Origin of the sequence: Mycolicibacterium pallens, from assembly GCF_019456675.1 — a bacterium.
In the GTDB taxonomy this organism is placed as follows: domain Bacteria; phylum Actinomycetota; class Actinomycetes; order Mycobacteriales; family Mycobacteriaceae; genus Mycobacterium; species Mycobacterium crocinum.
The window spans coordinates 2,667,791-2,686,476 of the sequence record NZ_CP080333.1 but is presented as its reverse complement, the minus strand read 5'-3'; the positions used below and the strand labels follow the sequence as shown (position 1 = coordinate 2,686,476).

Sequence of the window (18,686 nt, the reverse complement as noted above, 5' to 3'; positions counted from 1 at the left end):
ATGAGGAGAAGCGGCGCTGATGATTGTCGACCTGCCCGATACGACCACCAACGAGCTCAACAAGAAGATCACCGCGCTGCGCGAAGAGGGCGGGGCGATCACGCTGGGCCGGGTGCTGACCCTGGTGGTGGCGCCCGACATCGAGGCCCGGGTGGAGGACGCCATCGAGGCCGCGGTCTCCGCGAGCCGGGAACATCCCTGCCGCATCATCGTGGTGGTTCCCGCCGACCGGTTGGCGAACGACGCTCGGCTGGACGGTCAGTTGCGGGTGGGCGCCGACGCCGGCGCCGGTGAGGTGGTGGTGCTGCGGATCTCCGGGCCGCTGTCTCATCACGCCAGCAGCGTGGTGCTGCCGTTCCTGCTGCCCGATACCCCGGTGGTGGCCTGGTGGCCGGGCGTCGCCCCGGCGGTCCCCGCCGAGGATCCGTTGGGCCGCTTGGCCATTCGCCGGATCACCGATGCCACGGGGACCGAAGACCCGCTGGCGGCGATCAAGAGCCGGCTGCAGGGCTACACCGATGGTGACACCGACCTGGCGTGGAGCCGGATCACCTACTGGCGTGCCCTGCTGGCGTCGGCGGTGGATCAGGCCCCGTACGAGCCACTGACGTCGGCGCTGGTGTCCGGCCTCAAGGATGAGCCGGCCCTCGACATCCTGGCGGGCTGGCTGGCCAGCCGGATCGACGGCACGGTGACCCGTGCGGTGGGCGAGCTGAAGGTGGAGCTGGTGCGCGACTCCGAGACGGTGACGCTCGCCCGCCCGCAGGAGGGCATCACCGCCACCCTGACCCGCACCGCACGCCCGGAGGCACTGCTGCCGTTGCCGCGCCGAGAGACCCGGGAGTGCCTGGCCGAAGATCTTCGCCGGCTCGATGCCGACGAGATTTACCACGAGGCGCTGGCGGGTATTGAGAAGGTGCAGTACGTCTAGTCCCGTCGCCGGAAAGGCCGCCGCATGAGCCAGATAGTCGAGACCTACCCGGACAGCTCAGCACTGGTGGCCGCCGTCGGCGACCGGCTGGTGGAGGCGATCACCACCGCGATCGCCGCGCGCGGGCAGGCGTTCATCGTATTGACCGGTGGCGGAACGGGAATCAACCTGCTCAAGCATGTCGGCGCGCACGACGAGGCGATCGACTGGTCGAAGGTGCACGTCTTCTGGGGCGACGAACGCTATGTGCCCGCCGATGACGATGAGCGCAACGACAAGCAGGCTCGCAAGGCGCTGCTCGACCACGTCGACATCCCGGACAGCAACGTGCATCCGATGGCGGCCAGCGACGGCGAGTTCGGCGACGACCTGGACGCGGCGGCGCTGGCCTACGAGAGCGTGCTCGCCGCCAACGCCGAATCCGGCGAATCGACACCGGTTTTCGATGTCCACCTCCTCGGAATGGGCCCGGAAGGTCACATCAACTCGCTGTTCCCGCACACTCCTGCCGTCGCGGAGACCAAGCGTCTGGTGGTCGGTGTCGAGGACTCCCCCAAACCCCCGCCGCGGCGGATCACGCTGACGCTGCCCGCCGTCACCCGCTCCCGCGAAGTGTGGTTGGTGGTGTCGGGTGAGGGTAAGGCCGAGGCGGTCGCCGAGGCGGTCGGCGGCGCGAAACCGGCCGACTGGCCGGCGGCGGGCGCGAAGGGCCGTGAGGCCACGGTTTGGCTTCTCGACACCGAGGCGGCCAGCAAGCTGCAAGACTGAGCCCATGGTTGACAAGCCGCCCCCGCCGCGCACCGGTCGCGACCGGATCAAGACCCTGGCCCAGGCCGCGCTCAACGCCGACGTCACCGTCGACCAGCTCGACACGATCCTGACTCAGATGAGCGAGTCCCTCACCGACCTCAACACCACGATGAGCGGGATGAACGGCACCCTCGAATACTTCGAGGAGACGCTGGGCGTGTTCAACTCCACCCTGACCCGCATCGATGAGCTCGCGCCCCGGCTCAACGCGGTGGTCGAGCGAATGGAAGGGATCGTCGACCGCATCGAGCGCATCGTGGGAATCGGTGAGGCGGTGATGTCACCGCTGGCGGCCACCGAGTCGGCGGTGCGCGTGGTGGTCAACGCGATGCGCCGCCAGGGTCGTTAGCGGGTCAGCCCATGGACCTGCACGTCAAGGCCAGGGCACATTGGTTCCTGGGCTACGGGCTTGCTCGTTCAGCGCTCAAGGTGCTCGCACATCGCGGTGACCCGTTCGCGCGTCTCCTCATCGACAGCGACCGTCCGGAGAACACCTATCGCCTCATCGAGCAGATCCGGCAGCAGGGGCGAATATCCACGGCGATCGCAAGTGCATGGGTGACCGCTGACGCTGAGGTTGTCCGAAATGTTTTGCGCGACGACAGATTCCGAACCATCAAACCGATCGATCGCTCCCCTTTCCGCATCGTTCGGTGGCTGGTCGCAAAGACAGACCCGGACATGATGAATCCGGTGGAACCGCCGTCGTTGTTGGTGGTGGATCCACCCGTGCACACTCGGTTGCGTCGCCTCGTCTCACGGGCTTTCACACCACGCGCGATCGACGGACTCCAGCACCGCATCCACGCGATCACCGACACGGTGCTCGACGACCTCGCCGGCCACACGCACTGTGACCTGATAGCCGCCTTTGCGGCGCGAATTCCCATCGAGGTCATCGCCGAGATGCTGGGAGTGCCCCGCGACGAGATCCCGCAGCTCCACGCGTTCGCCGAACCGGGCGCCAAGCTTCTCACCACGACCGTTCCCGCTTGGGACGACTTCCGAGCGGCGTCCGCCGCACTGCTCGAATTCGAGGGCTACATCGCCGCACATATCGAACGGCTCCGGCGCAGCGGTGCGGACGACAGCATCCTGTCCGCAGTCCTGCAGGACAGCGACCTGACCGAAGAAGAGGTCAGGATGTTCGCCGGCCTGCTCCTCGGCGCCGGATTCATCACCACCACACATGCATTCGGCAATGCGGTGGTGGCGCTTCTACGTCACCCCGAGCAGCTCGCTCATCTGCAAGCGCATCCCGAGGGCTGGCCGAACGCGGTCGAGGAGACACTGCGCTACGACTCCGTCGCCCAGATCGGGGTGCGGGTGGCGACCGAGCCTGTCGAGATCGAGGGCTGCAGCATCGACGAAGGGCAGGCAGTGTTCGTCGTCATCGCAGGCGCCAATCGGGACCCCGCGGTCTTCGACCGTCCTGACGAATTCGACACCACCCGCGCCAATGCCCGCGAGCACCTCAGCTTCAGCTCGGGAATCCACGTCTGTATCGGCGCAGCGCTGGCGCGCCTGGAATTGAACATCGGTCTGCACGCACTGTTTCGGCGATACCCACAGCTTGCTCTGGATGGCGAACCGACGCTCAACGAAAGTACCCTGCTGCGCGGAGTGAAACATCTACCCGTCAGCCTCGGGCCCGCGGCAGTCGTCAACGCTTCACCACCAGCCGTCGGCGGGGTCGGCGGCTGACCAGTCGGCCAGCACGGGCGGTGCGACCAGCGGCAGCGGTCCGATGAGTTCTGCGGTGTTTTCGAGTGAACAAGCCTGCGTCATAGTGGGTTTGACGCATCTCCTGCCGGTTTGGTTCCCAACCGCGGACGCAGTCGTGCCGGGTCGATGACCGCGTCCTTCGCGAGATCGTCGGCGAGTACGGTTGCGGCCGCGGTCAGACCGAGGAGGTCGATGCCGTATGGCGGGTCGGTGACGCTGCGCAGGAGGATCGACGCACGCGTCAGTAGCGCTGCGGCACCCTTGCGGTTACCGCGCTGGATGTGCGTGATGCCGACGGCGAGTTGGGCCAGGCCCTGCCAGAGCGTGCGCTCGTCGTCGGGACCGTTCTTCCACGCGGCCTCGAAAACCTCATGTGCGTGAAAGGCGCGTCCTTGGTTCAGCAGATCCTGTGCATAGGCCAGTGTTTCGGCCGGTGGTATCTGAAGATCGTCCGGAATGCGGGGCACTCCTTCGACACCTTCTGGTAGCGGCCGGCCGAGTTCGTCGCGGGCCCTGGCATTGCGGGGCCGGCCGGACTCGTCGCGGTCGCGTGCCATGGGGCTAGCCGCTGTTTCGCAGTGCCGACGCCAGCCCGCTCATCGTGAGAAGGATGCCGCGCTGGACCAGCTCATCGTCGTCCCCGGACCGGTAGCGGCGCAGCAGCTCGACCTGTAAGTGGTTGAGCGGCTCCAGGTATGGGAAGCGGTTGAACACCGAGCGGGCCAGGGCCGGATTGTCGGCGAGCAGATCGTCTTGCCCGGTGATCAGCTGGTGGATCCGCAGAGTGCGGCCGTGTTCGGCGACGATCTTGTCGAACACCCGGGCGCGCAACTCCTCGTCGTCGACCAGTTCGGAATACCGGGCGGCCAGTCCCATGTCCGCCTTCGCCAGCACCTGAGCCATATTCGACAGCACAGTGGCGAAGAACGGCCACTTCTTGTAGAGCTCCTGGAGCACCGCGAGGCCGCCATCGTTCTCGGCGATCCACTCCTCGACCGCGGTGCCTGTGCCGTACCAGCCGGGCAGCATGACGCGTGATTGACTCCAGGCCAGCACCCATGGGATGGCCCGCAGATCGGAGATCGACGTGGTGGGTTTGCGCGATGTCGGCCGGCTGCCGATGTTGAGTGAGCCAATCTCGCTCACGGGTGTGGATGCTTTGAAGTAGTCGACGAACCCCGGTGTCTCGTGGACCAATTCGGCGTAGGCCCGTTGCGCGCGGGCGGCGAGGTCGTCGAGCACCTGGTAGGCCTGTTCGGCGAGGTCACCAAGACCCTCGGTGTCCAGCAGCGTCGACTCCAGTGTGGCCGCCAACAGGGTCTCCAGGTTGCGATGGGCGATGCGCGGCTCGGCATACTTGGCCGCGATCACCTCACCCTGTTCGGTCAGCCGCAGCGAGCCGTTGACCGCACCGGGCGGCTGGGCCAGGATCGCGTCGTAGCTCGGGCCGCCGCCACGGCCGACGGTACCGCCGCGACCGTGGAAGAGCCGCAACCGGATACCGGTCTTGCGGGCCGATTCCACCAGATCCAGCTCGGCCCGATAGAGCGCCCAGTTGGCAGCGAGGTACCCGCCGTCCTTATTGGAGTCGGAGTAGCCCAGCATCACCTCCTGGCTTTCCCCGCGGGCGTGGATCATCGCGCGGTACAGCGGAAGATCCAGCATCGCTTCGAGAATCGACGCACCGCGCTGCAGATCGTCGATCGTCTCGAACAGCGGAACGATACCGACGGGCGCATAGACGTCGTCGCCCGAAACATCCAGCAGTCCCGCCTCTTTCAGCAGGATCGCCGCTTCCAGCATGTCCGACACCGACTGGCACATCGAGATGATGTAGTTGGGTACAGCTTCGGGGCCGAACACCTTGACCGCGCGGGCAGCGGCAAAGACGATGTCGAGTTCCTTGCGGGCCAGCTCCGACACTTCTGAGTCGTCACGCACCAGCGGACGGCGGGTTTTCAGCTCGGCGGTCAGAACGTCGACCCGCTCCGGCTCGGACAGCGACGCGTAATCGGGATGTACCCCCGCCCACGACAGCAGTTCGGCGACGACCTCCTCATGGACGTCGGAGTTCTGCCGCATATCCAGGCTGCTGAGATGAAACCCGAAGACATCCACGGCTTCCCGCAGTCTGGCCAGCCGGTCGTCGGCCAGCAGCGCGCTGCCGTTGCCGCGCAGCGATGCGTCGATGACGTCGAGATCTTTCAACAATTCGTCGGGGGTTGCGTAGGGCTCCATCCCCAAATCGAGGGTGTGCTGCGGCGTTCGGTCCAGAATGTCGTGACCGGTCGCCGTGAGGCGGGCATGCACCACCCGCAATGCCCGCCGATAGGGCTCGTCCATCCGAGCCGGCTCGGTGCAGGCATCGGCCAGGGCGACCAGCTTGTCGGTAGTCTTCACCAGCCGCGCCGACATCGACAGTTCCTGCTCGAGCTTGGTCAGTTCAGCGAAGTAGTGCCCCAGCGCGGTGTAGGCGGCGCTGCCGGTGGCCAGCCGCACCACCTCGGCGGTCACGTTCGGGTTGCCGTCGCGGTCGCCGCCGATCCACGAGCCCGGGCGCAGAATCGGTTCCGGCAGCAGGTCGGCGTCGGGCCAACGGGCGCGCAGCGCCTCGCGAACCTCGGCGTTCACCTTGGGAATCACCTCGAAGAACGCCGCCGGGTAGTACCGCAGACCCACCTCGATCTCGTCCTGAATCTTCAACCGGGACAACCGGATCAGCGCGGTCTGCCACAGCGTCAGGATCTGTCGGCGCAGTTCGGTCTCGACCGGCTGGCCGTCCTCGGTCTCGTCCTGACCGTGCAACCGCACCCGCATCAGTTGGGTGATCCGGTGTTGGGTGTCGAAGACCGTGCGCCTGCGGGTTTCGGTCGGATGGGCGGTGATGACCGGCGCGACGAGCGCACCTGTGAGTGCCGTCTGCACCGTGGCGGCGTCCAGGTGTGCGGCGTCGAGCTTCTCGTAGGTGGCGGCCAGGGTGCTGGCCTGCGGCGGCTCCCCCGCTGCGACGTGCACGGCCCGACGCCGCTCGCGGTGGATGTCCTCGGCGACGTTGGCCAAGAGCGCGAAGTGCGTAAAGGCACGGATCACCGGGATGGCCTGATGGACGTCAATGCCGTCGAACAGCTGGGCCAGCTCGGACCGGTCGATTTCGGATCGTCTGACGCGGAACGACTCGACGCGGGCCTTCTCCACGAGCTCGAACACCTCGTCGCCGTTCTGTTCGCGCACGGTGTCGCCGAGGATCGCGCCGAGCAGTCGGATGTCCTCGCGCATCGGCTCGGTGGCCTCGCGTCCCACCTGGGTGCGCTGTACCGCGCCGATCGGTTCCAGCGACGCGTCCGCAGCTTCAGCCATCCCTCAAGTATTCCGGTGCTCGGTGGGTACTGCAGGGCGTGGGGTTGAGCAGGTGGTCCCCTCGTGATCTTGCCCCGTGGACCTTGCGGCCGGCTTCAACTACTGTCCAGGAATGCCGTGGGGAGCGGCAGTTCAGCCGAATAGGGGGCCGTATCGTCCTGTGCTGAGAATTTTTGCGACGCCGGAAGCCGCACGTCGGTCCAAAGCCGATTTCGTACTGGTGCTCGTTCTCGTCGCCGTCGCCGTCTTGATTTATCTACCGAAACTCATGGCGGTCGTGCTGGTCGACCACGATGACGTCATCAGCGTCGTCACCGCAACGTGCAATCAGGGGAATTTCCTGAACTCGCCGCTGAAGGGCCAGTGGGCGGATGCCTCGCAGTGGCAGCGGTACTGGCAATTGAGCTCCCACTGGTGCTTTGGCCAGATCCAAAGCGCCATGGTCGATTACGACATCCACCCGCCCTTCTACTTCTGGGTGCTGCATATCTGGTTCGTGCTGTTCGGCGTCTCACTCGTCAGCGCTCTGGTGCTCAATCTCGTCGTCGTGTGTCTGACAGCGGTGATCATCTACGTCACCTGCCGGGTGCTGGCGGTGTCGAGCACCCTGAGCTTCCTCGCAACGCTGGCCTGGACGGTGAGCCTGCCGTCGCGGACCGCGGTGAGCGTCATCCGGCAGTACTCACTGTTCACCATGTTCACCGCGGCGTTGTTGCTCGTGGCCGTTCTCTGGCTGCAGAAGAAGCAGTTGCGCTATCTGGTCACGCTCTGTGTCGTGCTGGTGGTCGGGGTCCTGACGCACTTTCAGTTCCCGATACCCGCTGCCGTCACCGTTGCCTTGGTGGCGGCAATTCTGTGGCGGCGTCGCTCAGTGAGGGAGATCGCTCAGCTCGGGCTCGCTGTCGTGGTAGCGGCAGTGGCGTTCTATGTCGTGGAGCCGGGTTTCATGGAATCTGTTTGGCGGGCGCGCGAACAGGCGCAGTCCTTCACGTTCCCGCAACTGTTCCAGCGCGCCGGTGCAATCATCCCGACGGCGCTGCAACTCTTCAATCCCCTCGACTGGTCGCACCCGTTGCCCTACGGACTACTCGACTGGGCGCAGCCCCAGTACGTGGTGATCAACCTGCTGAGCATCGCCATCGGTGTAGGCACGACATATCTCGTGGTCAGGATCGTGGTGCGTGCCATCCGATCGGGGCCGCGCGGTGTGGACGGTTGGCTGACGGTCCAGCGGCTGCCGATCTGTGCGGGCGTGTTGTGCCTGCTGACAGCCTTCGCCATGTACGTCTCGTTCGTCAGCCCCGTGCAAGCGATAGGTCTGCAATACCTGTACTTCGTCACACCATTGCTGTTCGTCGGCGTGGCGCGAATGGCTCAAGACGGCCTGGATGCCCAAGACAGCCCGAGCGTCCGCTGGCAGCGGCTGGTGTCCGCGCTACCCGTGGTGCTGTTGGTGTGTGCGATTGTCTCGTCGGCGTTGTTCGTGGTTCACCGTTCGGAGCTCGAACCGGTTCGCGATATCGCGCGTGCCGACGCGTTGATCGTGGACTCCGACCACTTCGGCGTGCTGCCCGCGATCCTGTGGCATGCCGATCCGCACACTAAGGTGTTCGCCGCGTCCCAGGATGCCATCCTTGCCAAGCATCCCGACGCCGGTCCCGCTGTGGCAGCCCACGAGTTCTACTACGTCAGCTCGACGGCATATGAAACACCCGGGCCAAGCAAGAGCAGATTCTGCGATGGCTGAGGACTCTGGGCCACGGCGACGGGGCCGTGGTGCGGCAAGGAGTCGTCCCGCTGATCCCGCTGGGCGGCGATATCTACCGGTTCACTCGCTGACGCGGGAGCGGCCTACAGATCAGCTGTACTTGATCTGCAGTGCCATGCCGATGATGGACACCACCCAGATGCCGGTGACGAACAGCGTGAGGCGGTCGAGGTTCTTCTCCACCACGGTCGACCCGGACAGGCTGGACTGCACACCGCCGCCGAACAGCGTCGACAGGCCGCCACCCTTGGCGCGGTGCAGCAGCACCAGCAGCACCACCAGCACGCTGGTGACCACCAGGATGATCTGCAGAGTCAAAACCATGGCGACCAGACTACCTGGTCGAAGCGGTCATCACGGCAGCGGCCCACCTGCGGCGATAGCCGACAGGGTGGCGAATTGCTCCCCATCCAGCGACGCTCCACCCACCAACGCACCGTCGACGTCCTTCTGGGCGACGATCTCGCCGACGTTCTTGGCGTTCACCGAGCCGCCGTAGAGCACCCGGATACCGTCGGCAATCTCCGGCGTGGCGAGATTACCCAGCTCGGCTCGGATCGCGGCGCAGACTTCCTGCGCGTCGGCGGCGCTGGCCACCCGGCCGGTGCCGATCGCCCACACCGGCTCGTACGCGATGACGATGTCGGCCAGCTGTTCCTTGGTCAGCCCGGCCAGGGATCCACGCAGCGAGTTCACGTTGAACTCGACATGGTTGCCGGCCTCGCGGACCTCCAGTTGCTCGCCAATGCAGACGATCGGCGTCAGTCCGTGCCGGAACGCCGCGGCCGCCTTCTCGGCGACCACCGCATCGTCCTCGTGGTGGTAGGTGCGGCGCTCGGAGTGTCCGACGACCACGAACGTGCAACCGAGCTTGGCCAGGAACGCGCCGCTGATGTCACCGGTGTAGGCGCCCGAATCGTGCTGTGACAGGTCCTGTGCGCCGTAGGTCAGCCGCAGTTTGTCGCCGTCGACCAGGGTCTGCACACTGCGCAGATCGGTGAACGGCGGGATCACCGTGACGTCGACCTTGTCGAAGTACTTGTCGGGCAACGAGAACGCGATCTTCTGGACGAGCGCGATGGCCTCGAAATGGTTGAGGTTCATCTTCCAGTTGCCCGCGATCAGCGGTTTACGTGCCATGTTCTCAGGACTCCAGGACGTCGATACCGGGCAGTGTTTTGCCCTCAAGGTATTCCAGCGATGCACCGCCGCCGGTGGAAATGTGCGAGAAACCGTCCTCGGGCAGACCCAACTGCCGCACCGCGGCCGCCGAATCGCCGCCGCCGACCACGCTGAACGCACCCTTGGCGGTCGCGCCGACGATCGCCTCGGCAACACCCTTGGTGCCCGCCGAGAACGCCGGGAACTCGAACACGCCCATCGGCCCGTTCCAGAAGATGGTGCGGGCGTTGGACAGCAGTGTGCTGAACCGCTTCACCGACTCCGGTCCGATGTCCAGGCCCATCTTGCCGTCCGGGATCTGGTCTGCCCAAACGGTTTCCGGCGGCGAGTCGGCGGCGAACTTCTCGGCCACCACGATGTCCACCGGCAGATGAATCACGTCGCCGTAGGTTTCCAGCAGTTGGCGGCAGGTGTCGATCATCTCCTCCTGCAGCAACGAGGTGCCCACCGAAACCCCTTGTGCGGCAAGGAAGGTGAAGCACATACCGCCGCCGATGACGATGCTGTCAGCCTTGGTCGCCAGGTTCTCGATGACGGCCAGCTTGTCCGACACCTTCGACCCGCCCAGCACCACGGCGTACGGTCGATCGGTCGAGCTGGTCAGCTGCTGAAGCACCTTGACCTCAGCGGCAACCAGCGCACCCGCGTAGTGCGGCAGCAGGGTCGCGACGTCATACACCGACGCCTGCTTGCGGTGCACCACGCCGAACCCGTCGGAGACGAAAGCGCCGTCGTCGCCGACCGATTCGACCAAAGCCTTGGCCAGCTTCAGCCGCTCGGCGTCGTCCTTGCTGGTCTCCCGCGGGTCGAAGCGGATGTTCTCCAGCAGCAACACGTCGCCGTCGGTCAGTCCTTCGGCGCGAGCGAGCGCGTCGGTACCGACCACGTCACCGGCCAGCTGCACATGCCGGCCCAGCTTCTCCCCCAGCGCGGCGGCCACCGGCGCCAGCGAGAACTCGGGCTCCGGTCCGCCCTTGGGCCGGCCCAGGTGCGCGGTCACGATGACCTTCGCGCCGGCATCGGCCAGCGCCTTCAGCGTCGGGACCGACGCGATGATGCGACCCGGATCAGTGATCTTCCCACCGTCGAGCGGGACGTTCAGATCGGAACGCACGAGAACGCCCCGACCCGAAACACCCTCGGCCAGCAGGTCGTCGAGCGTCTTGACGGCCATGGTTGTTAGAGGGACTTGCCGACCAGTGCGACCAGGTCCACGAGGCGGTTGGAGTAGCCCCATTCGTTGTCGTACCAGGACACGACCTTGGCCTGGTTGTCGATGACCTTGGTCAGACCGGAGTCGAAGATCGAGCTGTGCGGGTCGGTGACGATATCGCTGGAGACGATCGGGGCGTCGTAGTACTTCAGGATGCCCTTGAGCTTGCCCTCAGCAGCGGCCTTCATCGCGGCGTTGATGTCGGCGGCGCTGGCCGACTTGCTCAGCTCGGCGGTCAGGTCGGTGACCGAGCCGGTGGGGATCGGCACCCGCAGCGCGTACCCGTCGAGCTTGCCCTTGAGCTCCGGCAGCACCAGGCCGATGGCCTTGGCCGCACCGGTCGAGGTCGGCACGATGTTCAACGCCGCGGCGCGGGCCCGGCGCAGATCGCTGTGCGGGCCGTCCTGCAGGTTCTGATCCTGGGTGTAGGCGTGGATCGTGGTCATCAAACCCTTGACGATGCCGAACTCGTCATTGAGGACCTTGGCCAGCGGGCCCAGGCAGTTCGTGGTGCACGAGGCGTTGGAGATGATGTTCTGGCTGCCGTCGTACTTGTCGTCGTTGACCCCGAGCACGATCGTGATGTCCTCATCGGTGGCCGGCGCGGAGATGATGACCTTCTTGGCCCCGGCATCCAGGTGGCCCTGGGCCTTGTCACGCTTGGTGAAGATCCCGGTCGACTCGACCACGATGTCGACACCCAAATCGCCCCACGGCAGTTCGGCCGGGCCGGCCTTGACCTCGAGCGCCTTGATCTTGGTGTCACCGACGACGATGGTGTCCTCGCCTTCGAGGCTCACCTCATAGGGCAGCCGGCCCAGGATCGAGTCGAACTTCAACAAATGCGCCAGCGTCGCGTTGTCGGTCAGATCGTTGACCGCGATGATCTCGACATCGGTGTTCTTGCCCTGCGCCTTCTGCGCATCCAGAGCCCGGAAGAAATTACGGCCAATACGGCCGAAGCCATTAACGCCAACCCGGATGGTCACGTCATCTCCTCATAGTTGCTTCGCCAGTTCTCGCGCCCAGCCTAGTGGCCTGCTCACCGGCGTGCGCGACCGCCTAGAGGTCACCCGATCTGGGGCCACTTTGGTCGGCCCGGGGCGAGCCGGTCCACCGTTCCCGGATCGCCGGCAACGTGCCGTTCTCCTCGAGCGTGGCCTGCGCGACGTTGATCCGGCCCAGTAACGCGGTGTCGCTCGTCGGCACCGCGATCGCGATCTTCTCGGTGGTGATGCCGCGCTGAACTACGGCGATGCCGGGTGTCGCCTCGGCCAGCCGGGTCAGCACCGGGTCCAGCTTCATGAAGGCGTCGCAGCGGCCCGTCGACAGATCGCGCAGCGCGCTGCGAATGCTGCCGTAGTCGTACACCCGAACCCGCGCGACTTTGCCGTCGGCCAGCAACCGGTTCGCGATCGGCTGACTGGTGTTGCCCTGCTGCACCCCGATCGTCAATCCCTCGAGATCGTCGATCGACGCGACGTCGGGCAGCCGGGTGGCGTCGACAGCCAGCGCCTGACCGGAGATCAGGTACGGATCGCAGAACGCGGCCTTCAGCGCGCGAGAGCCGGTGACGGTGGTGCCGGAGGCCACGCAGTCGAACTCACCGGAATCCAGCGCGTCGAAGATGCCGTTGAAATCGCGCCCTTGGTAGCGGATGAACTCGACGTCGGCGCCGAGCTGCTGGCCGATGGCGGCCAGGAGTTCGACGTCCAGGCCGGTGCCGTTCACATCGTTGAACGGTGGGTCCGGCAATGCCGCCCCGACGCGCAACACCTCAGGCATGGCACAAACGCTAGCCCCTGGTCTGCCGCCCCGGGTGACGACGCCGAGAAAATTGGGTCCGCGGGCAGTACGCGCGCGAAAATGCCTGGCGCACAGCACCGATAGCGGCGCGCGGCGTTCAGGGCGGCCGACGGCGTCACGAAACCATGTTCAGCACAGAGGCATTCGGCGGGGCGCGTCGACCATGCCGGCGCGCCGCCCAGGACGGTGCACCTGCCACGACGCCATTACGCTGTTGTGATGGCAAGCGTTCTGTCGGTGAATCTGTCGGCGCACGCTCGGACGAATCCGGACGCGAAAGCGCCACGACCGACCGGCATCGACAAGCGGCCCACCCGCGAAGCGGTGATGGTGCGTGCGCCCGGTCCGATGCGCAGTGGTCTGGGCAGCGGTCTGGTCGGCGACACGATCGGTAACCAGAAGCTCCACGGTGGTGACGACCAAGCCGTCTACGCCTATGCCCGCGAGGACCTCGACGAGTGGGCGGCCCGACTCGACCGTCCGCTGTCCGAGGGGATGTTCGGCGAGAACCTCACCACTTCCGGCGTCGACGTCACCGGAGCACTCATCGGCGAACGCTGGCGGGTGGGCACCGACGGTCTGCTGCTCGAAGTCTCCGCACCGCGCACACCGTGCCGCACGTTCTCGTCGTTTCTGGACATCCGGGGGTGGATCAAGACGTTCACCGAAGCCGGCAAGCCCGGCGCGTATCTGCGGGTGATCACGCCGGGCGAAGTGCGTGCCGGCGACAGCATCGTCATCGAGGACAAGCCGGATCACGACGTGACGATCGGCTTGGTCTACCGCGCCCGGATGTCGGACCCCAGCCTGCTCCCCCAGCTGTTGCCCGCCGACGCGCTGTCGGCCGAACTCAAGGCCTACATCGCGAAGAAGACGGCGTAGTCGAGTCGACCGATGCCGCCGAGGAACGAGGCGGAGGAGGAGCGAGACAATCGGGGCTAGGCGTCTTCCAGCAGATCCGGCGTGACGGCCGACTCGGTATCGGGGATGCCGTCCTGCTTGGCCTTGCGGTCCGCCATCGACAGTAGGCGCCGAATACGGCCGGCCACAGCATCTTTGGTCATCGGCGGATCGGCCAGCCGGCCCAGTTCCTCCAACGACGCCTGACGGTGCTCGACCCGAAGCTTGCCTGCGGCGGCCAGGTGATCGGGCACGGTGTCGGCCAGGATCTCCAGCGCGCGTTCGACGCGGGCGGCGGCGGCGACCGCGGCGCGGGCGGAGCGCCGCAGGTTCGCATCGTCGAAGTTGGCCAGCCGGTTGGCGGTGGCGCGCACCTCGCGGCGCATCCGCCGTTCCTCCCACGTGAGCCGGGTGTCCTGGGCGCCCATCCGGGTCAGCAGCGCACCGATGGCCTCGCCGTCGCGCACCACCACCCGGTCGGTACCGCGCACCTCACGCGCCTTCGCGCTCACCCCGAGCCGCCGGGCAGCGCCGACCAACGCCAGCGCGGCTTCCGGTCCGGGACAACTGACTTCGAGTGCCGACGACCGTCCGGGCTCGGTCAGCGAACCGTGCGCGAGGAACGCACCCCGCCACGCCGCCTCGGCGTCGCCGACGCTGCCGCCGACCACCTGCGCGGGCAACCCGCGCACCGGCCGGCCGCGCATGTCCAGCAGGCCCGTCTGGCGCGCCAGCGCCTCACCGTCCTTTGCGACCCGGACCAGATAGCGGGTGCTCTTGCGGATGCCACTGGCCGACAGCACATGCACCACCGCGTTGTACCCGTAGAGGTCGTAGATGTCCTTGCGCAGGCGCCGGGCGATGATGCCCAGGTCCACCTCGGCTTCGACCACGACCCGGCCCGACACGATGTGCAGGCCGCCGGCGAAGCGCAGCAGCGAGGCCACCTCGGCTCGGCGAGCACTCACGGAATTGACGACCAGCCGGCTGAGTTCGTCCTTCACCTCGGCAGTCATCGCCACGGGTCGTCACCTCTCGGTCCATTGGCTGTCGGTCCCTGCACCCCGTCCCCCTGTCGCCCTCCTCCGGCCTGCACGGACGCAGCAGAGGAAGGGGAAGGCGGCGCGGTGACCGTTGTCCGGGTGCGCACACCGTCAAGCGCTGCAGCCAGCTTGGCCGGGTCATGTAAAGGTGTACCAGGTCTGGACACGTCGGTAAACTGAACTGAAGCTTCCAGCAGGCTTGCGGTACGCCGCAGTTGGTCACGTTCCCGGTCAGACGGGACCCGGGTCGCGTCGACGACGATCTCATGCACCGAGAAGCCCGGTGCGTGCTGAGCCAGAACGTGCAGATGCCGCTCGGCGGAGAAGCCCGCGGTCTCCCCCGGCTCGGCGGCCAGGTTGAGCACCAGGGCCCGCCGCGCCGCGGTGGCCTTCAGCGCCGCCGCCAACTCCGGCACCAGCACATGCGGGATCACACTGGTGAACCACGAGCCCGGTCCGAGCACCACCAGATCAGCGGTCATGATCGCGTCGATCGCCTGGCGGGTGGCCGGCGGATCACCCGGCAACAGGCGCACCCGGCGGACCTTGCCCGGCGTCGTCGCGACCGCCACCTGCCCGCGGATCACCCGGCTCATCCGCGGATCGCCTTCCAGACCGGCCACGTCGGCTTCGATCTGCAGCGCGATCGGGCACATCGGCAGCACCCTGCCCTTGACGCCGAGAACCCGGCCCAGCTCGTCGAGCGCGGCCACCGGATCGGCCAGCAGCTCGTTGAGGCCGGCCAGCATCAGGTTGCCGATGGGATGCCCGGCCAGCGCGCCACTGCCGCCGAACCGATGCTGGATGATGGTCGCCCACAACCTGCCGTGCGGACTGTCGGATGCCAAGGCCGCCAACGCCATTCGCAGATCACCCGGCGGAATGATGTCGAGCTCGCTGCGCAGCCGGCCGGAGGACCCGCCATCGTCGGCGACGGTGACCACCGCGGTGACGTCGTGGGTGAGCCGGCGGGCCGCGGACAGCGTCGCGTACAAACCATGGCCACCGCCGAGGGCGACGATACGAGTCATTCGCGACCCAGATCGCGGTGCAGGACCCGGACGGTCAAGTGCTCGTTGCCATCCAGCAGGCCGGCGAGCGCTTCGGCCATGGCGACACTGCGGTGCTTACCCCCGGTGCAGCCGATGGCCACGGTCATATAGCGCTTCCCCTCCTTGCGATAGCCGTCGACGACGAGTCTCAGCAGCTGATGGTAGGTCTGCAGGAACTCCGCGGCACCGGGTTGACCAAGGACGTAATCCCGAACCGCCGAATGCTGCCCGGTGTGCGGCCGCAGTTCGTCGACCCAGTGCGGGTTCGGCAGGAAGCGGACGTCCATCACCATGTCGGAATCCATCGGCAAGCCGTACTTGAACCCGAACGACTCGACCGTCACGGACGTCTGCGCGACGGTCTCGCCGGCGAAGGCACGTTCGATACTGTCGCGCAGACCGTGCACCGACAGGGTCGAGGTGTCGATGACCAGATCCGCCGACGCCCGAACCGAGGCCAGCATCGCCCGCTCGGCGGCAATGCCTTCGGCCAGGGTCTGGTTGCCCTGCAGCGGATGACTGCGCCGGTTGTTCTCGTAGCGGCGGACCAGGATGTCGTCGGAAGCCTCCATGAACAGCACCCGCGAATGGATGCCGCGGGTCGCCAGCTCGTTGCGTACCCAGTCCAGGTCGCCGGTGAACCCCCGAGACCGGACGTCCATGACGACGGCCAGCTGAGTGATCCGCGACCCGGCGGTCAAACCGAAGTCCACCATTCGGGCGATGAGTTCGGGCGGCAGATTGTCGGCGACGTACCAGCCCAGGTCTTCGAGCACCTTGGCCGCGGTGCCCCGGCCGGCTCCCGACAGGCCCGTCACCAACACCACGTCGATACCCGATTCCTCGCCGGTCTGGCCGGGGCGCATGTCCTCACCTGTGCTGTGATCTGTCATCGCGTCGCCTGTTCAGCAGACTGATCCTCGCCGACCGGCTCGTCCTGCGCAGGCGATACCGACGAATCCACCGTCACGCCTAGCGCTTCCAGCACGGCGGCTGCCGTCGCGGTGCCGATCCCGGGCACCGCGGTGATCTCGTCGACACTGGCCTGGCGCAATCGCGCCAGCGATCCGAAGTGGGTCACCAACGCCTTGCGCCGGATCTCGCCGAGCCCCGGCACCGAGTCCAGCGCCGAGGCCGTCATCCGCTTCGAGCGCTTGCTGCGGTGGTAGGTGATCGCGAAGCGGTGCGCTTCGTCACGGACCCGCTGCAGCAGATAGAGGCCCTCGCTGTTCCTCGGCAGGATCAGCGGGTCAGGTTCCGCGGGTACCCACACCTCCTCGAGCCGCTTGGCCAGACCGATGACGGCGACGTCGGCGACGCCGAGGTCGTCGAGCACCGCCTGCGCGGCGTTCACCTGAGGAGCACCGCCGTCGACGACGTAGAGGTTCGGCGGATAGGCGAACTTGCGGGACTTGCCCTCGGCGGAGAACTCCTCGATGGGCTGCTGCTGCTCGTGGACGTGGCGGGCGAAGCGCCGTCGCGTCACCTCGGCAATCGAGGCAACGTCGTCGGAGCGACCTTGGCCGGCGGCTTCGCGGATCGCGAAGTGCCGGTAGTCGGACTTACGCGGCAGACCGTCCTCGAACACCACCAGCGAGGCCACCACATCGGTGCCCTGGACGTGGCTGATGTCGACGCACTCGATGCGCAGCGGCGCGTCGGCCAGTCCCAGCGACTCCTGAATGTTCTGCAGCGCAGCCGATCTGGCGGTGAAGTCGCCGGCGCGCTTGAGCTTGTGCTGCTGCAGCGCCTCCTTGGCGTTGCGGTGCACCGTCTCGGCCAGGGCCTTCTTGTCGCCGCGTCGCGGAACGCGCAGCGCCACCCGCGAGCCGCGCAGTCCGGACAGCCAGTCGGCCAGTTCCTCGGCGTTGGGCGGCAGGCAGGGCACCAGCACCTCGCGCGGTACCGGATTGGTGGATTCGTCTGCGGCACCGCCCAATTCGGCCTGGTCACCGTAGAACTGGGTGAGGAACTGCTCGACCAGCTGCGCCTCAGCGGATTCACCTGGCCCGCTGGGCTTTTCGACCACCCAGCCGCGCTGGCCGCGAACCCGGCCACCACGGACGTGGAAGACCTGCACAGCGGCCTCCAGGTCGTCGTCGGCGAACGCGACGACGTCGGCGTCGGTGCCGTCGCCGAGCACCACGGCCTGCTTCTCCAGCGCCCGCTTGATCGCGGCGATATCGTCGCGCAGCCTTGCGGCCCGCTCGAAGTTCAGCTCGTTGGACGCCGCGTTCATCTCGAGCTCGAGCTCGCGGGCGAAACGGTCGGTCTTTCCGGACAGGAAGTCACAGAAGTCCAGCACGATCTTGCGGTGCTCCTCGGCGCTGACCCGTCCCACGCATGGCGCCGAACACTTGTCGATGTAGCCCAGCAGGCACGGTCGCTCGATCTGGCTGTGCCGCTTGAACACTCCGGCCGAGCAGGTGCGGGCCGGGAACACCCGGGTCAGCAGGTCGAGGGTCTCGCGGATGGCCCAGGCGTGCGAGTACGGGCCGAAGTAGCGGACCCCCTTGCGGCGCGGCCCACGGTAGACCGACAGCCGCGGATACTCCTCGTTGAGGGTGACGGCCAACACCGGGTAGGACTTGTCGTCGCGGTACCGGACGTTGAACCGCGGGTCGAACTCCTTGATCCAGTTGTATTCCAGCTGCAGCGCTTCGACCTCGGTGTTGACCACCGTCCACTCGACCTTGGCGGCGGTGGTCACCATCTGACGGGTGCGTGGATGCAGCGCGGAGATGTCCTGGAAGTACGACGTCAGCCGGGGGCGCAGGCTTTTGGCCTTGCCCACGTAGATCACCCGGCCATGCGGATCCCGGAATCGGTAAACCCCCGGTTCCACCGGAATGGACCCGGGCGCCGGGCGGTACGTCGACGGATCGGGCACGTTTCCAGA

General features: G+C 66.7%; 17 protein-coding genes. 6 read left to right on the top strand and 11 right to left on the bottom strand.

Translation table 11 applies throughout. The annotated features are described in order from the left end of the window. Nucleotides 1–19: 19 nt before the first annotated feature. Genes opcA through K0O64_RS13235 form a run of 4 tightly spaced genes read left to right on the top strand, consistent with a single transcriptional unit; the run spans nucleotide 20 to nucleotide 3,445 of the window. Nucleotides 20–931, top strand: coding sequence for a glucose-6-phosphate dehydrogenase assembly protein OpcA (gene opcA, locus K0O64_RS13250; RefSeq protein WP_071949880.1), 912 nt, complete (start codon nucleotides 20–22; stop codon nucleotides 929–931). A gap of 24 nt (nucleotides 932–955) precedes the next feature. Then, nucleotides 956–1,699 carry a 6-phosphogluconolactonase gene (pgl, locus tag K0O64_RS13245; protein ID WP_096311351.1) on the top strand — a complete coding sequence of 248 codons (744 nt, stop codon included), beginning with the start codon at nucleotides 956–958 and terminating at the stop codon, nucleotides 1,697–1,699. A 4-nt stretch (nucleotides 1,700–1,703) separates the two neighbouring features. Beyond that, nucleotides 1,704–2,090 carry an ATPase gene (locus K0O64_RS13240; RefSeq protein ID WP_071945222.1) on the top strand — a complete coding sequence of 129 codons (387 nt, stop codon included), beginning with the start codon at nucleotides 1,704–1,706 and terminating at the stop codon, nucleotides 2,088–2,090. Between the two features lie 11 nt (nucleotides 2,091–2,101). Then, nucleotides 2,102–3,445, top strand: a complete 1,344-nt coding sequence (locus K0O64_RS13235) for a cytochrome P450 (protein ID WP_071945224.1) — start codon at nucleotides 2,102–2,104, stop codon at nucleotides 3,443–3,445. A gap of 80 nt (nucleotides 3,446–3,525) precedes the next feature. Here K0O64_RS13235 and K0O64_RS13230 read toward each other — a convergent pair whose 3' ends face one another. Together K0O64_RS13230 and ppc are read right to left on the bottom strand one after the other, a co-directional pair. Then, the gene (locus tag K0O64_RS13230; protein WP_071945225.1) at nucleotides 3,526–4,023 is read right to left on the bottom strand and encodes a DUF309 domain-containing protein; all 498 of its coding nucleotides are present in this window, start codon (nucleotides 4,021–4,023) and stop codon (nucleotides 3,526–3,528) included. 4 nt (nucleotides 4,024–4,027) lie between these two features. After that, nucleotides 4,028–6,823, bottom strand: coding sequence for a phosphoenolpyruvate carboxylase (gene ppc, locus K0O64_RS13225; protein WP_071945226.1), 2,796 nt, complete (start codon nucleotides 6,821–6,823; stop codon nucleotides 4,028–4,030). Nucleotides 6,824–6,983: 160 nt separating this feature from the next. Between ppc and K0O64_RS13220 the strand changes: the two genes are divergently transcribed. Beyond that, the gene (locus K0O64_RS13220; protein WP_071945228.1) at nucleotides 6,984–8,570 is read left to right on the top strand and encodes a glycosyltransferase family 39 protein; all 1,587 of its coding nucleotides are present in this window, start codon (nucleotides 6,984–6,986) and stop codon (nucleotides 8,568–8,570) included. A 111-nt stretch (nucleotides 8,571–8,681) separates the two neighbouring features. Here the strand turns inward: K0O64_RS13220 and secG are convergent, their stop codons facing one another. The 5 genes from secG to K0O64_RS13195 all read right to left on the bottom strand — a co-directional run bounded on the left by secG (nucleotide 8,682) and on the right by K0O64_RS13195 (nucleotide 12,771). Beyond that, the gene (secG, locus tag K0O64_RS13215; protein WP_047330334.1) at nucleotides 8,682–8,915 is read right to left on the bottom strand and encodes a preprotein translocase subunit SecG; all 234 of its coding nucleotides are present in this window, start codon (nucleotides 8,913–8,915) and stop codon (nucleotides 8,682–8,684) included. 30 nt (nucleotides 8,916–8,945) lie between these two features. Next, entirely contained in the window at nucleotides 8,946–9,731 is a 786-nt protein-coding gene (gene tpiA / locus K0O64_RS13210; RefSeq protein ID WP_071945230.1) for a triose-phosphate isomerase, read from the bottom strand. Between the two features lie 4 nt (nucleotides 9,732–9,735). Beyond that, a complete protein-coding gene (locus tag K0O64_RS13205) occupies nucleotides 9,736–10,947 on the bottom strand; it encodes a phosphoglycerate kinase (protein ID WP_071945232.1) in 1,212 nt (403 codons plus the stop codon). A gap of 5 nt (nucleotides 10,948–10,952) precedes the next feature. Beyond that, nucleotides 10,953–11,975, bottom strand: coding sequence for a type I glyceraldehyde-3-phosphate dehydrogenase (gene gap / locus K0O64_RS13200; protein ID WP_071945234.1), 1,023 nt, complete (start codon nucleotides 11,973–11,975; stop codon nucleotides 10,953–10,955). A 73-nt stretch (nucleotides 11,976–12,048) separates the two neighbouring features. Continuing rightward, on the bottom strand, nucleotides 12,049–12,771 hold the full coding sequence (locus K0O64_RS13195; protein WP_071945236.1) for an ABC transporter substrate-binding protein: 723 nt from the start codon (nucleotides 12,769–12,771) through the stop codon (nucleotides 12,049–12,051). A gap of 240 nt (nucleotides 12,772–13,011) precedes the next feature. Between K0O64_RS13195 and K0O64_RS13190 the strand changes: the two genes are divergently transcribed. Further along, entirely contained in the window at nucleotides 13,012–13,674 is a 663-nt protein-coding gene (locus K0O64_RS13190; protein ID WP_071945238.1) for an MOSC domain-containing protein, read from the top strand. A 56-nt stretch (nucleotides 13,675–13,730) separates the two neighbouring features. Here the strand turns inward: K0O64_RS13190 and whiA are convergent, their stop codons facing one another. The 4 genes from whiA to uvrC are packed head-to-tail and all read right to left on the bottom strand — an operon-like array spanning nucleotide 13,731 to nucleotide 18,677. After that, on the bottom strand, nucleotides 13,731–14,708 hold the full coding sequence (gene whiA / locus K0O64_RS13185) for a DNA-binding protein WhiA (protein WP_096312843.1): 978 nt from the start codon (nucleotides 14,706–14,708) through the stop codon (nucleotides 13,731–13,733). Beyond that, nucleotides 14,705–15,766 (bottom strand): uridine diphosphate-N-acetylglucosamine-binding protein YvcK, encoded by a 1,062-nt coding sequence (yvcK, locus tag K0O64_RS13180; protein WP_220046421.1) that lies wholly within the window; start codon nucleotides 15,764–15,766, stop codon nucleotides 14,705–14,707. Before yvcK ends, whiA begins: the two co-directional genes overlap by 4 nt. Further along, the gene (gene rapZ, locus K0O64_RS13175; protein ID WP_071945244.1) at nucleotides 15,763–16,680 is read right to left on the bottom strand and encodes an RNase adapter RapZ; all 918 of its coding nucleotides are present in this window, start codon (nucleotides 16,678–16,680) and stop codon (nucleotides 15,763–15,765) included. Before rapZ ends, yvcK begins: the two co-directional genes overlap by 4 nt. Beyond that, the gene (gene uvrC, locus K0O64_RS13170; RefSeq protein WP_071945246.1) at nucleotides 16,677–18,677 is read right to left on the bottom strand and encodes an excinuclease ABC subunit UvrC; all 2,001 of its coding nucleotides are present in this window, start codon (nucleotides 18,675–18,677) and stop codon (nucleotides 16,677–16,679) included. The genes rapZ and uvrC overlap by 4 nt, the downstream gene beginning before the upstream one ends. Nucleotides 18,678–18,686: the final 9 nt, after the last annotated feature.